At 70.7% G+C, this 13,091-nt stretch carries 16 protein-coding genes; 3 read left to right on the top strand and 13 right to left on the bottom strand.

The window, feature by feature from the left end:
- Positions 1-4 precede the first annotated feature (4 nt).
- Genes AMIS_RS01255 through AMIS_RS43835 form a run of 7 tightly spaced genes read right to left on the bottom strand, consistent with a single transcriptional unit; the run spans position 5 to position 6,258 of the window.
- On the bottom strand, positions 5-448 hold the full coding sequence (locus AMIS_RS01255) for a minor capsid protein (RefSeq protein ID WP_014440365.1): 444 nt from the start codon (positions 446-448) through the stop codon (positions 5-7).
- A complete protein-coding gene (locus AMIS_RS01260; protein ID WP_014440366.1) occupies positions 445-798 on the bottom strand; it encodes a hypothetical protein in 354 nt (117 codons plus the stop codon). Before AMIS_RS01260 ends, AMIS_RS01255 begins: the two co-directional genes overlap by 4 nt.
- 3 nt (positions 799-801) lie before the next feature.
- Positions 802-1,146 (bottom strand): hypothetical protein, encoded by a 345-nt coding sequence (locus AMIS_RS01265; RefSeq protein ID WP_014440367.1) that lies wholly within the window; start codon positions 1,144-1,146, stop codon positions 802-804.
- Positions 1,147-1,149: 3 nt separating this feature from the next.
- The gene (locus AMIS_RS01270) at positions 1,150-4,014 is read right to left on the bottom strand and encodes a fibronectin type III domain-containing protein (RefSeq protein WP_014440368.1); all 2,865 of its coding nucleotides are present in this window, start codon (positions 4,012-4,014) and stop codon (positions 1,150-1,152) included.
- A 15-nt stretch (positions 4,015-4,029) separates the two neighbouring features.
- Positions 4,030-4,431 (bottom strand): hypothetical protein, encoded by a 402-nt coding sequence (locus tag AMIS_RS01275; RefSeq protein ID WP_014440369.1) that lies wholly within the window; start codon positions 4,429-4,431, stop codon positions 4,030-4,032.
- Between the two features lie 40 nt (positions 4,432-4,471).
- Positions 4,472-5,440: a major capsid protein gene (locus AMIS_RS01280; RefSeq protein ID WP_014440370.1), complete on the bottom strand. Its 969-nt coding sequence runs from the start codon at positions 5,438-5,440 to the stop codon at positions 4,472-4,474.
- Positions 5,441-5,457: 17 nt separating this feature from the next.
- Positions 5,458-6,258, bottom strand: coding sequence for a hypothetical protein (locus AMIS_RS43835; protein WP_014440371.1), 801 nt, complete (start codon positions 6,256-6,258; stop codon positions 5,458-5,460).
- Positions 6,259-6,351: 93 nt separating this feature from the next.
- Here AMIS_RS43835 and AMIS_RS01290 point away from each other — a divergent pair, with 93 nt between their 5' ends.
- Positions 6,352-6,801, top strand: coding sequence for a hypothetical protein (locus tag AMIS_RS01290; protein WP_231859204.1), 450 nt, complete (start codon positions 6,352-6,354; stop codon positions 6,799-6,801).
- Here the strand turns inward: AMIS_RS01290 and AMIS_RS01295 are convergent, their stop codons facing one another.
- From AMIS_RS01295 to AMIS_RS01310, 4 genes are all read right to left on the bottom strand, one after another.
- The gene (locus tag AMIS_RS01295; RefSeq protein ID WP_014440373.1) at positions 6,802-7,935 is read right to left on the bottom strand and encodes a phage minor capsid protein; all 1,134 of its coding nucleotides are present in this window, start codon (positions 7,933-7,935) and stop codon (positions 6,802-6,804) included. It lies immediately after the preceding gene.
- A 3-nt stretch (positions 7,936-7,938) separates the two neighbouring features.
- Positions 7,939-9,522, bottom strand: coding sequence for a phage portal protein (locus AMIS_RS01300; RefSeq protein WP_014440374.1), 1,584 nt, complete (start codon positions 9,520-9,522; stop codon positions 7,939-7,941).
- Positions 9,523-9,598: 76 nt separating this feature from the next.
- Positions 9,599-10,891, bottom strand: coding sequence for a PBSX family phage terminase large subunit (locus tag AMIS_RS01305; RefSeq protein WP_014440375.1), 1,293 nt, complete (start codon positions 10,889-10,891; stop codon positions 9,599-9,601).
- Positions 10,891-11,379: a helix-turn-helix domain-containing protein gene (locus AMIS_RS01310; RefSeq protein WP_014440376.1), complete on the bottom strand. Its 489-nt coding sequence runs from the start codon at positions 11,377-11,379 to the stop codon at positions 10,891-10,893. The genes AMIS_RS01305 and AMIS_RS01310 overlap by 1 nt, the downstream gene beginning before the upstream one ends.
- 46 nt (positions 11,380-11,425) lie before the next feature.
- Between AMIS_RS01310 and AMIS_RS01315 the strand changes: the two genes are divergently transcribed.
- On the top strand, positions 11,426-11,680 hold the full coding sequence (locus AMIS_RS01315; protein ID WP_014440377.1) for a WS/DGAT domain-containing protein: 255 nt from the start codon (positions 11,426-11,428) through the stop codon (positions 11,678-11,680).
- Between the two features lie 86 nt (positions 11,681-11,766).
- The gene (locus AMIS_RS42225; RefSeq protein ID WP_014440378.1) at positions 11,767-11,952 is read left to right on the top strand and encodes a hypothetical protein; all 186 of its coding nucleotides are present in this window, start codon (positions 11,767-11,769) and stop codon (positions 11,950-11,952) included.
- 231 nt (positions 11,953-12,183) lie between these two features.
- Here the strand turns inward: AMIS_RS42225 and AMIS_RS01320 are convergent, their stop codons facing one another.
- Positions 12,184-12,414 (bottom strand): hypothetical protein, encoded by a 231-nt coding sequence (locus AMIS_RS01320; protein WP_014440379.1) that lies wholly within the window; start codon positions 12,412-12,414, stop codon positions 12,184-12,186.
- Complete coding sequence (locus AMIS_RS40180) at positions 12,411-12,998, bottom strand: hypothetical protein (protein WP_014440380.1); 588 nt, start codon at positions 12,996-12,998, stop codon at positions 12,411-12,413. Before AMIS_RS40180 ends, AMIS_RS01320 begins: the two co-directional genes overlap by 4 nt.
- Between the last annotated feature and the right edge of the window lie 93 nt (positions 12,999-13,091).

Consider the following 13,091-nt stretch of genomic DNA (forward strand, 5'->3'; position numbering starts at 1 on the left):
CTGATCAGTCGGTGCGGTTCGGGGTTGGCCTCATGGCCTGGACGTAGTAGTTGTGCGAGATCTCCCAGCGGCTGGCGCTGTCGCGGCCGAGGGAGGTGTACGACTGCCGCCAGACCTGGACGACAGGAATGCCGCCCCAGGTGAGGCCCTCAGCGCTGTCGAGAAGATCGAAGATCGCATCGCCGATGTCCGCAGCCGCGCGGGGATCTGTGGTGCCGCGTACGCGGATCTGGAGGCCCTGCGTCACGTCGGCCATCCCGGGCGGGGAAGCGACCACGTACGGGGCGAGGGTGATTAGCCGGTCCGGCCGGGCCGGGATGTCGAGCATCACGATCGCGACCTCGTCAGCTGTGTAGCTACCGCCCGGCCGCCAGACACCGACGCCTGCGGCCTGGAGGTGCTCGGCACAGCCGACCACGAGCCGGGAGGTCCAGCCGTCGCCGATCATCCGAGGAGCCCGCGCGGGCGGGAGGCAATGAGCGCGAGCATCGTCTCCTGCTCGTCGTTCATGGGATCTTCCAGGTATTTCGCCTGCTTACCGGCGTCGTGTCGCAGCGTCATGTCCTCGTGCTGGCGGACCGCGTACGGCCGGTCGTAGGAGACGGCGACGGTCTGCTCGCCGCGGTCGCTGGACACCTCACCGGATCGGGCCAGGTCGCCCTCCTCCAGCGGTGCGAGCTCGGAGGAGACCTGGAGCAGGTGCTCAGCAGCGAGTTCCAGGCCGTCGATCGACGCGCCGCGGAGCGCCGCCATGACGTCGTCGCCGCTCCAGTTCAGCTCGTACGGCTCATCTGCCATCGGTCACTCCAGGGACAGCTCGACGTGTTCGGGCAGGTCCAGGCCGTGGGCGTCGAGGACGGCAACGGCCAGGACGCGGGTAATGCGGCCGGACGGCAGGGTCACCCGGCTGCCGGCTGGAGCGGTGGTGCCCCGTGGGCAGAGCACCGTGGCACCCGATGTGTCGTTGTGGCCGGCCGCGTCCTGGGTTTGCACCGCGACGCGGCGGGTGGACTCGTCGACGACGCACGGGCCCACGACGACGGGGCTGCCGTACACGTCGCCGAACCCTCCGGCACCGGTGAGCGCCTCGACCGTGATCTCGTGCGGCTCCGGTACGTACTCCTCGACGAACTCGGCCCAGTTCACTGCTCACCTCTGCATCGGTCCGTGGCCGGTGAGCCCGGCCTGCTGGAGGATCGCCCAGGCCGAGGACCAGAGATCACCGACCTTGGCGGCACGGTCTTCGGCCGCCTTCGGCGAGACGGAGATCTTGCCGAAGGAGAAGCCACCGCCCTTGCGGCCGCCGGAGCCGGTCACGTCGCCCTGCTCCAGGCCGACCGCGATCTGCTCGAGCACGGCCTCCCGGAGCGCGGCGATCGTGGCCGGGTCGGTCGGGTCGTAGATCGCGCACAGGATCACCTGGTCGACCGCCCGGGACGCTCGCAGCAGGAGCTGCCGCGCGTTAGCGGGGGTGCGGCCGAGGTGATCGTGCAGCTGCGTGAGCGTCGCGTACGCGCCCGGGATCGTCGGATCCGGGGCGCTCGTCGACGCCGTGATCGAGGCGAGGGCACCGATGTTGCCGGCCGCGTCCCGGGCCCGCACCGCGAGGGTGTACGAGGTCGCCGACGCCAGGCCGGTGAAGGTGTACGCCGTCGCCGTGACCCCGGTCGCCACCACGGTGCCGTCACGCAGCACGTCGTACGAGGCGACGCCCACGTTGTCGGTGGCGGCCGTCCAGGTCAGGGCGATCTGCGTCTGCCCGGGTGTCGCCTGCAGGCCGGTCGGTGCCGACGGTGGCGTGGTGTCGGCGATCGCCGGGAACCCGTACGACGCGAGCGGCGCCGGGGTCGGCCGGACTAGACCGCTCGGGAACGGGTACGCCGGCGGGACCTGGCCGAGGTCGGCCAGCAGGTTGGTCAGGGCCTGCTGCAGGACCGGGGAGACGAGCGTGCCGCCGGGGTGCCGGTCGTGGACCTCGTCCAGGCCCCATGCGTATTGCACGGTGCCGGCCGCGAACACGACGGCGCCGGTGGTCGGCGACCGGTACGCGGTGATCGCGTGCGTGTACGGGCCGCTCAGGCTGTAGATGTTGCCGTCGTCGTCCGACAGCATCCCCGAGACGGTGTGGGTGATCTGAGACAGCCGGATCAGCCCGGACGGGGCCTCACTCGGAATCATGTCGGCCGGCTCGTCCGCCTCGAAGCCCACGATGCCCGCCGGGCTGGTCCAGACGTCGCTGCCGGTGAGGCCGGCCACCGTGGTCGAGCGCCACAGCGGCGAGCTCGCGTGCGCGGCCGTCGCACCCATCGGGTACGACGAGATCCCGTTCAGGCGGAAACGCTGCCCGTTGAGCAAGCTCGCAGGCCTGCGGTCAGGGTTGAAACTCCTGGTGTCCTGCCAGGTGCCGGAGTAGAGCCCGGTGGGGTTGAGCTGGCCGTCGTGCGAGTCCTTCCAGCAGTCGAACGTCCGCCGGTCTCCGCTCCACCTGATCCGCCAGAACGCCTCGTTGCCGGACAGGATCACCAGGTTTGACGCCTGGGTGGCGTGATCGTGGGCGGCCACGTGGGCGTCCCGCATGCCAGCTGACCAGTACTCGTCGTGCCCGGAGGAGATCACCGCATCGCGGCCGAGCAGCAGCGACGGGTCCGCGTCGACCTGCGCGCAGCTCAGGTAGTCGACGTCGTAACCGAGCCGCTCCAGCCAGCGGATCAGCGGATATTCCGCGTTCCAGAACGATGTCTGCGGCAGGTGCTGGCGGGTGACGAGGGGCCGGTCGTAGCTCACAGCACGGGCGCGGGTGGCCTGACTGAAATCGAAGCCCGTTGCCGAGCCGGTGCCATAGATCGAGCGGCCGTTGAGCAGGTCCGCCGGGTTCGTGCCGGCATGGTTGTAGGCCTGCCACGTGCTGTCGCTGAGCCGGACCGCGATCGAGGCCTTCCGGTTCGGGTCGGTCACCACGAAGGGGCCGATGTGCGAGCTCAACGCCGCATTGTCGTTCCGGGAGATTTTGATGATGTAGACGCCCGGTGTCAGGGTGCTCGCCGGCGTCCAGGTCGCGTTGATCGACCAGTTCGAGCAGCTGCCCATGAGCGTCGTCGGGTCGACGGTGCCTGCGGGCTGCGTGGTCTGCGGTCCGTTGACCGTGTCAACGGGCCGTGCCCCAGCGCCGCCGTAGTAGCCGAGTCGGTAGACAGTGCCGTTCCAGCTGGCCGCTGGACTGTGGACCTTGAGCGAGAGCGCCTGGCCGCGCGGCACGTGCGTTGACGTGGCGTAGCCCTGGATCGTCATGCTGCCCGCGCCGACGATGTCCCAGACGGACTTCGCGACGCCCTGGAGCCGGTTCTCCGCCTCGATCGCGGTCTCGGCGGGCGGCGGCTCCTCCGGCGGGTCACCGACCGGCTCCATGGCCCAGACGGCGATCTGCAGCTGCACGGCCGGGACGTTCGTGATGACCAGCTGGTGCTCGCCGGCCGCGACCACACCGGACGCCACGACCAGCCGGACCGATTCGCTGCCCAGGCCCGTCACGACCACGGTCTCGTCGACGGTGAGGGCGCCCGGGAAGACCGGTGCCCAGGTCGGAGGCTCACCGACCGTGGAGATCGCCACGTACACGCGGCACCCGTCCACCGCGGTGGTCACCGGGGTCAGCGCGAGCTGGCCGCTGTACGTGATCGAGTTCGGGTACGACGCCACGGACCCGGCGTGGACCGGGCCCAGGTCGTTGCGGCTCTCGACCCAGCCGGCCAGGCCGCGCGGCGCCGTCGGCGCCCCGGACGGCCGGTCCCAGGTCAGCGCGGTCTCGCCGCCGGTCGCCGACCGGATCCCGACGGACAGCTCGCCGTCGCCGAGCGGCTGCGCGATCTCGTCCCAGCCGGCCGAGTAAGCGACCAGCGCGGGTGCGGCGCCGACCGCCACGAGGGTGCGGCCGGCGATCGCGGCGGCCGGGTAGGTCGCCGCGTGCTGCACGCCAGCCACCGCGGCGGCGTAGGGCAGTTTCCAGTCCCGCGCCACCGCGGCCCTCCCGGATCAGATGCGTTCGGACTTGCCGGTTTCGAGGTTGTGGCGCAGTCGCACGCCGCCGACCTCGTACTCCTCGTGCCGGTCCTTGTCGGTGTCCCGGTTCGGATTCGCGCCGGGCGGAGTGGCCTCACCAGTTTTGACGTAGCCGACCACCGCGCCGACGCCCGCCTGAGCGGCCTCGGCGAGGGTCTTCCCGTCGACCACGACGGTGGAGACCCGCTCGGTCGGGTCGGTCGTGTCGGCCGGGCCGTCACCGGGGGCCGTGATCTGCCGTTCACCGGGCACCTGGCCCTCAGCGACGGTGGCCTCCGGGACTTCGCCCGGGGCGTGGCCCTCGGCCACCGCCTGGTCGGCGGCGGCCTGGGCGGTGGTTTCCTGCTTCGCCTTGCTCTGTGCGCGGGTCGTCATGCCCAGCGCCTCCCTTCAGGGTTGGGGCCGGTCGAGCCGATCAGCCGTTGAGAACGCCGGTGAGCCGGGCCGCGGCCTTGCCCGCGAACACCGCCACACCGGTGAAGAACTCGATCCGGGTGCGGTAGGCCGGCTTGGCGTCCAGCTCGCCGAGGTCTCGGACGTCGACACCGCCGTTGGTCAGGCCGGTGACGCCCTTGTCGCCCTCGTCCTGGCCGTACTTGACCGCGTAGATGGAGCTCGTGATGCTCGCGGCGGTGCCCTGGGTTTCGGTCTGCGGCAGGATCCGAACGCCAGCGGCCGTGTCGCCCGGGTCGAGCACCGGAATACCATTCCAGGTCAGGACGCGCTTGCCGGTCAGGTCCTCGCGGACGATCTCGACTCCACCCAGGCGCCGGCCCGCCGAGCGAACTTTGGCCTGGATGGCGTTGTTGGCGTAGATTGCGCCGTTCTCGCCGTTGAGGCCGGGCACAGCGGCGACGAGTTCGTCGAGCTTGTCGAAGAAGGCGTGCACGTCGCTGCCGCCGTTGCCGACGACCGGGATGCCGTTGGTTCCGGCAGCGATGACCTGGGCGCCGGTGAGCCGCTTACGGAGACCGTCGAAGCCGTTCGGGGCGTCACCGCCGCCGGCGACGTCGCCGTTGAAGAAGGCGTCCTGGAAGCGGTACGAGGCCGCCTTGACCTTCATCGCCGTCTGCACGGCCCGCTGGTCGTTGAGGTTCGAGCGGGTCTTCGCGATGAACGTATCGACGTCCGCATCGCCGCCGAGGATGACCAGCGACTCGGTCGCCTGGTTCACGACGCCGGTCGATTCGGTGTACTGGCCGTTGACGGCACGGAACTCGACGCCGGGGAGCGTGCCCTCGCTGTTGTAGGCGTAGGCGTTGCCCTCGATCTCCATCAGCGGGATGCGGTCGAGGACGGGGCTGGCCTGCACGAACATCTCGATGACGCCGCGCTGGAGGTCGTTCTGGCTCAGGGTCGCAGCCTGAGCGAGGGTCACTGCCACGGTGGGCTCCTAAGGAATCAGGTTTGGCTGTAGGCGTGCCGGAGCCGGTCGATGCCGGGTCCGATCTGCTGCTGCGCGCCGGCCGCCGGGGCCCCGTTGAAGTCGCCGCCCGAGCGCGCCGGGCCAGCCGGCGGAACGGTCGGCGCCGGGGGCGCAGGCGGGTTCGGCGGCACGGGTTGGCCGGGCGCTGGGTTGGCCGGGGTCGCGGCCATCCACGGGTTCGCCGCGAGAACGCCCTGGATCGTCCACTGGAGACGCTGGGCGTAGTCGGCGGCGGCCGGATCGAGCTGGGCCGCGGCCTGCTGCCAGGCGAGGCTGCCGACCAGGGCCTGCGGGTTGACGCCCAACTGCGGGGCGAGTGCCCACGCCTGCTGGGACACCGAGGCGGCGCGTAGCTGCGCGGTGTGCTGCTGCTGGTTGGCGCGGAGACGTTCGATCTCCTCCCGCGCGGCCCTGGGCAGGCGGGCGAGGTCGTACGTCTGGCCGTCGTCGCCCGGGTCCGCCGGGGGCGGGGGCGTGAAGGCGGCCGGCAGCATCGGGTATCCGGGCTGGGCCGGGTACGGCTGCTGCTGTGGTGCGGGCTGCTGCGGCTGGGCGGGCGGCTGACCGGGCGCCGGCGGCTGAAGCCACCCGGGCGGGGCGGCTGGCGGCTGCTGAGGTGCGGTCTGCGGCGGGTAGCCGGGCGGGGCCTGCGGGGTCGGGTACGGCTGGGCCGGCGGAGCGAACGGCTGGCTGGGCGGCTGCTGGGCGGGCTGCCCCTGCGGGACGGCCGGCGCGGCAGGCGGCGCAGTCTGCGGCTGCTGGGCGGGCTGGGTCATTGAGCCTCCTGGCTCGATCGGGTGGTGCTTTCCGCTGCGGGATTGCGGCGGAGGCTTGATGTGGTCCTTGCCGGGACGCCGTACCGTGCTCGCGTGATCACTCCACAGGGGACAGGAGCGAAGGTGCGGGCAGGTCAGGTATGGAAGGTGGCTGGCGCGGCGGCGGTAGCAGGTGTGCTGATCGCCTGCGGCAGCGGCGGGGCAGACACAGCATCTGAGGCACCTGCCGTGCCGGCGGCAACCGCTGAGGCACCGGCTGGTAGCGGGCTTGTACCCGAGCCGGACGCGGCCACGACCAAGAAGTACGTGGCCGCGCTGCGGAAGATCGACGCGGACATCGTCAACGACGATGACGACGAGAAGCTCGTCGATCGGGGCCGCGACCAATGCAGCAGCGTCAAGGAGTCACCCGATGACGAGAAGAAGCTGATCAAGCTGACCAACCAGCGGTTCATATCCCCGGATCACCCGGACGGCTTCGGCGACAAGAAGTCGAAGAAGATCCTGGCGGCGGTCCGGAAATACATCTGCCCAGACCTCTGATCAGCGCGGCGCTGATCCGGCACCAATCTGCTCGCGGTAGCTGAGGCGCTTCAGCGTGGGGTTGGCGGCCAGGTGCTGTCGCATCTGGCCCTGCCACAACACCACCCGGGCCCGCGCCTGGGCGGCGGCGGCCGGGGTCAGCGCGGCGAGTTCCCGCTCTTTCCACCGCCGGATCGCGCGCTCGATCGCACGCTGTCTCTGCCGTGCGGCGTCGCCGTCAGGATCGGCGGTGGGCTGGCGCGGCAGCCGGGTGATCCCCGGCAGGTAGCTCCGGACCGAGTGCCGGCAGTTCGGATGCTGGAAGCCCCACGATCGCGCGTCGTCCAGGGTCGCCCGGACATCGATCGTGACCGGCTCGCCAGTGGTCTGGTGCGCCACCTCGATCGTGCCGGTCGGCCCGGAGCCGATCCGGAGCACCCGCCCTTCATACGGCCGGCACCGTTCGCACTCCTGGGCCTCGTTGGAGACCACCACGAACGGCAGGCCTAGGCGGCGCTGCTTGTCCACCTGGCCCTGCACTGCGGCGCGCTGGGTGACGGTGCGGATCGCCATCTCGACGTAGCTGGACATGCGCCAGCGGCGGCCACGCGCGTCGACGAAGCTGACCACGCCCTGCTCGACGAGCCGGGCGTACGTCAGCTGGGAGGCCTCGCGCCGGGTGAGCCCGCCCGCGATGCTCGCCGCCGTGCCCTCGGCCACCACACGGCGGTAGACGTCCGTGATGTGGCGCAGGACGTTGCTGTGCCGGGCGCCGATGTCCTGGACGAGGGCCTGGGCGAGCGCCTCCATGGCCGCTGAGCGGGGCACCACCGCGGTGGCGGCGGCGCCGGCCGCCGCGCCGGCCGACAGCTCGGTCGGGATCTCCTCGAGGACGGACGCTCCGCCGGCGGCATAGGCGTTGGCGACGGCCTGGAGGACCGTTTCGGCCAGCTCGTCGCTGATGCTGTCGAGGATGTCCTGGCCCGCCCTGCGCAGCTGGCCGAGAGCCGCGAGTCGCTCGATGGCCCAACCGGGGGTGTCGATGCCGGTCGCGAGGTAGCGGGTGACGAGCCGGAGCAGACCATGCTCGCCCGCCCGGTACAGGTCGACCGTGGCGCGGATGATCTCGGTCAGCTTGTCGGGGTCGACAGCCACCGGCTACTCCTGGGGCGGGTCGGCTGGCGGGTCGGGCGGCTGGCCCGGGTCGCCGCCGGTTCGGCCGCCGTTCAGGCCGCCGATCACGATCTCCGGGTCCTCTCCTGCGCCGCCGGCCTGCTGGATCCGGTCGACCTCTTTCCGCACCTCGGTGTCTTCCCAGTCCGGGTGCAGGGTCTTGACCTTCATCCAGGTGGAGATCGACTGGGCCGCTTCGAGGAGCTGCAGGGTGCGGGCCTGCTTCTCCGGGTCAACGGAGACGGTGTCACCGAAGTCGATCTGCGGGACCTCGGGTGTGACGCCGGTGCCGAAGATCGTGGCGTCAACGATCAACAGCGTCTCGATGAGCGTGCCGAGCTCGGGCCGCCAGTGAATGATCTTCGAGTCGCGGCCGATGTCCGACTCCTGCTTCCGCGCCCCGACCTCGGTCGCGGTCACCGCGGTCCCGTCCGACATGCCGAACGTCTGGGCCGAGTAGCCGGCCGTCTCGACGATCGTGCGGGTCATCTGGTCGGCGATGCGCAGGTGCTGCTCGACGCGGATGTCCGGCTGGAACGTGTGCATCTGCATCGCCTGGTCGTCGCCGGACAGCGTTTCCAGGCCGACGAGGATCTCCCGAGCGGCCTCCCAGGTGGCGCCCTTGCCGGGTCCGTGGGAGGTCAGGTACTGCTGCGGGACGAAGACGCGGGCGACGCCCAGGCGCAGGTCACGCATCAGCGAAGACCAGGTTTCGTCCAGGCTGTCCAGCAGGCCCTCGGTGCTGTCGTAGTCGGAGCGGCCGAGGTCGCCGGCGCCCGGGATGTCCGCCCAGATGCGGGTCGGGGTGACGTTCGGGATGTACGCGGCGGTGAGCCGGCCGGGCACGGTGGTGATGGCGGCCGCCTTACCCGTCCAGGAGACGCCCTCCATCGACGTGAGCCAGGAGGTGTCCGCCCAGCCGCCGACGTCGACGGGGTCACCGAGTTGGTCGAGGGTGCCGTCGTAGACGCCGTGCCAGATGACGCCGGGCTCGTGCCGTTCGAGGTACCGCACCACGCGCTGGCTGTTGCGCTCCAGGATCCGCCAGAAAGTCACGGCCGTCAGCACGCCCCAGCGGAACTCTGGGACCGCAGTGCCGGGGTCGACGCGGGCGATCCACGGGCGCGGCCGGAGCGTCTTGTCCCAGACGATGCGCAGGTACGTGCCACTCTTGGCGGCGGCGACTTCGGCGGCGGCGAGGAACTCCGCGTGGGCGCCGTCGTCGATCAGCTCGTCGAGGCGGGCCTGGGTGTCCTTGTCGGTTGCCGTCAGGGTGGGCGGCTCCGAGAACAGCAGCCGTGCGCTCGTCTGGGCGATGTCGGCGGCGAGCGGCACGTGAAGCTTGGCACGGCGCTGGCCGTCCGGGACGTGCTCGCCCCAGAACCAGCGGGCCGCGGTGTCCTTCGGTCCGGGTTGGACTTCGGGGAAGGCGGGCCGGCTGCGGCTGTAGAAGTCGGCGAGCTTGTCGGGCTGGCCGGCGTACCAGATGCCCCACTCGTTGATCTTGCTGAAGACGGGCTCCAGGTGCTTCGGCGGCCACGCCTGCAGCGGGTCGGAGGGCAGCGGCATCAGTCCTCCTGTGAGGTGGCGCACAAGCGCGGGGGATAGAACGCGTAGCCGCACATATGAGCTGGCGACTACAACGTCACGCGGGCAAGTGGAGTCGTTCGCGCAGCTCACCACGCCAGGCGGCACGGGTGGTGTGGCCGATGTACCGCTTCGCGTCGGGGCCGTGGTCGGCCACCTTCATCGGCACGTCTTCGCCCTTGGCCGCGGCCTTGTCGTCCCAGGAGTAGCCGAGCGTCTCCCTGATCAGCTCCTGGCACGACTCGTGGATGTCGAGCAGGTCGAGGCTGTAGAGGGTGCTGATCGTGCGGATGCCGGGCAGCACGCTGTTGTCGGCGAGCATCGACGCCAGGCCGTCCTGCTGCAGCTGCACCCGGAAGCCGGTCGCGGACGGGTCGACGACGGCGCGTTCCGGCTGCACGCCGATCCGGTCCGAGCGGGGCACCGGTACGCCGCCGAGCCAGTGCCGGACTTCGCGGGAGTACTCAGCATCGGAGAGCTGCCGGCGCTGGCGTGCGGAGTCCCACCGCCAATCCGAGGTGATGTGCAGCTTCCGGTCCGCGCCCAGGCCCAGGAGGACCGCGTGGAACGGGTTGCGGGTGCCGTGGTCGATGCCCACGCCAATCCACCGGCTGATCGCCGGGATGGCGGTGACGACGTGCCGATCGGTGTCGAACATGTCGTAGATCGCGCCCTCGGCCGGCACCCACAGGCCCTGGATGTAGCGCTTGAAGAACAGGCCGACGTACTGGCGCTTCAGCGACCGGATGAAGTCGGGCGACAGGTGCGGGTTGTCGTCCAGGGTGAACGAGAACCGGTGCATGTCGAGTGGGTCGCCGTCTTGGCTGCGGGTGATCGCGCCGTCGTGGTCGAGCCACATCGCGGCCTGATCGAGGAGCACCTTCAGCCAGTGGACAGGGCCGGCCGGGTTGCAGGTGCCGAAGAACTGGGCGCCGGGGACGGAGAGCCGGGTGCCGAGCATGTTCCACAGGTCCTCAGGCCAGGTCGCGATCTCGTCGCCGTACGCGCCCGCCAGGGTGAGGCCCTGGATCTTCTCGATGGCACGGGCGTCGTTCGCGCCGGCGGTGTAGATGCGCCGGCCGAACAGATACAGCTCGCCGCTGCCGGACATGTACCGGCAGCGCTTGGACCCGAGCATGTCGATCATCGGGTCGATGACGTTGCGCTTCAGGGTCCGCTCGGTCTTGCCGAGCATGGCGAGGTTGCCGCCGGGCCCGTTGCGGACGTATTGCATCCAACGGAACGTCGAGGCCACAGTCTTGGAGGACCGGACCGCGCCTTCCCAGATGTTGTACCGGGCGGTGGCCAGCTGCACCGAGCGCTTGGCCTTGCCGGTCAGCGGTTTGATCATCAGTCGCCGTCTCCGGTCATGTGCTGGAGCCAGGCGTCGATGCCGGAGGTGGCCACGTCGGTGCGGTCGTAGTCGGCCAGCTTCATCGCGGTGTCGGCGAGCGCCTTGATGGACAGGGCGATGGCCTGCTTGTCACGGAACGGCGGCTCGTCGAGCGTGCGCTCGTTGTAGTCGTTTTCCTTACCGCCGAAGTTCCAGATCTTCGACGGGGCGAACATCTGGCCGGCGAGCCGCTGCGCGTTCTCCAGCAGGTCGACCTGTAGCTGTGCGCGGCGTGCGGCGCCGTCGGCCTTCTTCGCGGCGGTAGCCGCGGCCGTCCTGGTGCGCTCGAAGGTGAGCGGCGGGTCGTGCTCGGCGCAGATCTTGGAGACCGTGCGTCCGGAGCGGCCGAGGAGCTCGGCGATCGCGTTGCGGCTCAGGCCTTCGGCGTGGAGTTCGGCGACGCGCTGCCGTTCGGTGTCGGTGATGGGTGGGTGTCCGCCGGCCATGGTCACCCCACTTCACACAGTCAGTACCCTAGGGTATTGTCAGGGCATGACCTCCCTTTCCGAAGTTGCTGGCCTGCTGACCGCGCTCCAGACCCTGGAAAGCCTGCCCCCGCTGGAGCGCGTCCGCGCGGCCCGGGCGCTCAGCGACAGGGCCAAGACGGCGCTCGCCGCCGTGGGCGACGCCGCGGTGGTGGAGGCGCTGTCTGGCAGCTCGTACACGGCGGTGGCTTCCGAGTTGGGCGTGTCGGTGGCGACGGTCAACAAGGCGGTGACCAGGCACAACGCCCGCACGAAGGAGTAGTACCCGCTCTCGCCGCACTCAACTACCCTAGGGTGTTGCTTCGTCCAATACCCTAGGGTATTGTTGTCCTCATCGGAGGGAACACGATGAGGGAGCGCGAGATGTACGAGCTGATCGAGGTCGACCCGGCCACCGGCAACGAGGACCAGCTGATCACCACCGGCACCCTCCGCCAGGTCACCCGGGCGATGCGGGACCTGATCGCCGACATGCAGGAGGACTGGGAGTGCGGCGGCGCCTGGTCCTGGCTCCGGATCCAGCCGGCGGCATGAGGCGAGGGCCGGGAAACCGGCCCTTTTCTCGCACCTCACATTGGAACGTTTCAGTCCAGCGCTTCGCGGCGAGGGTTGGTGCGGGCCGGCTTCCCGGTCGACCCGCACCAACCCCATCGACCCCCGATGCATCCACCCCCTGGATGCACAACAGCCCGGATCCCTGGCGGGGGATTCCGGGCTGCGAGCAGACTCCTGCTGGCAGCAGTGTGACGTAGAGATCCACTCGCGTCAAGAACGACGCCCGCGGACGCTCCCCCGGTCCCGCATCTCCAGCTCAATGCGGCTCGCTTGACCGAGCGGGTACCGCACCTGAGGCCGGCCGTGGCCGTCCGCGATGCGGGCCTTGCGCAGCCCCTGATCGCTGGCCCAGTACCGCACGGCGCGGATGGTCACGCCGTGGCCGAGCTGGTCGGCGATCTCTCGGGCTGTCCCCCACAGCTCCCCGTCGACCAGGATCACGCCGAGACGCCCCCTAGAACCTCGCTCCGCGGCCAGGCGCTCCCGCACGTCGTGCACTCGATCACCCGGGCATCCAGCGGCGGCGACAGCCGCATGATCAGGCCGGTGGTGTCGCAGTCGGGGCACGGGATGCGCGGGACGAGCTGGCGGTCGTGGGCGATGCGGAGTTGGCGGCGGATGCGGCCGTCGATGCGGTCGAACCAGAGCCGGGCTCGGTCGGCAGCACGCGGGCTCATCGCCGGGATGGCGGCCTCCAGGTCGCGGACCGGGTGGGCGACGTAGCCGGTCCGCGGCACGTGCCGGCTGACGTTCAGCAGCTGCTCTTGGACCTCGGTGCGCAGTTCGGCGTACCGGTTGGGCCTCGTGGTGCCGACGGTGCCGGCCGCGTCGCCGGTGGGGTCGCCGTGCCCGCCGAGCGCGTGCCGGCGCCCGAACGTCGGCGACTTCAGCGGCTCGTACCGCGCGGCCTGTTCGGCACGGATGGCGCGGTACTCGTCGTCGACGCGGTCGTCCAGGGCGGCGAGCGCCGCCTCCAGGGTGTGGAGGGCGGCGCTGGCGCGGAGCTGATGGTGCTGGTTGGTCACATCTCTCCCTCAGGGAACCGGAAGCAGCCACAGTGACTTGGGCACTCCTCGCACACCGACCGGTGGCCGGGCCGTGCTGGCTGGACGAGGACA

Origin of the sequence: Actinoplanes missouriensis 431, from assembly GCF_000284295.1 — a bacterium.
Classification (GTDB): domain Bacteria; phylum Actinomycetota; class Actinomycetes; order Mycobacteriales; family Micromonosporaceae; genus Actinoplanes; species Actinoplanes missouriensis.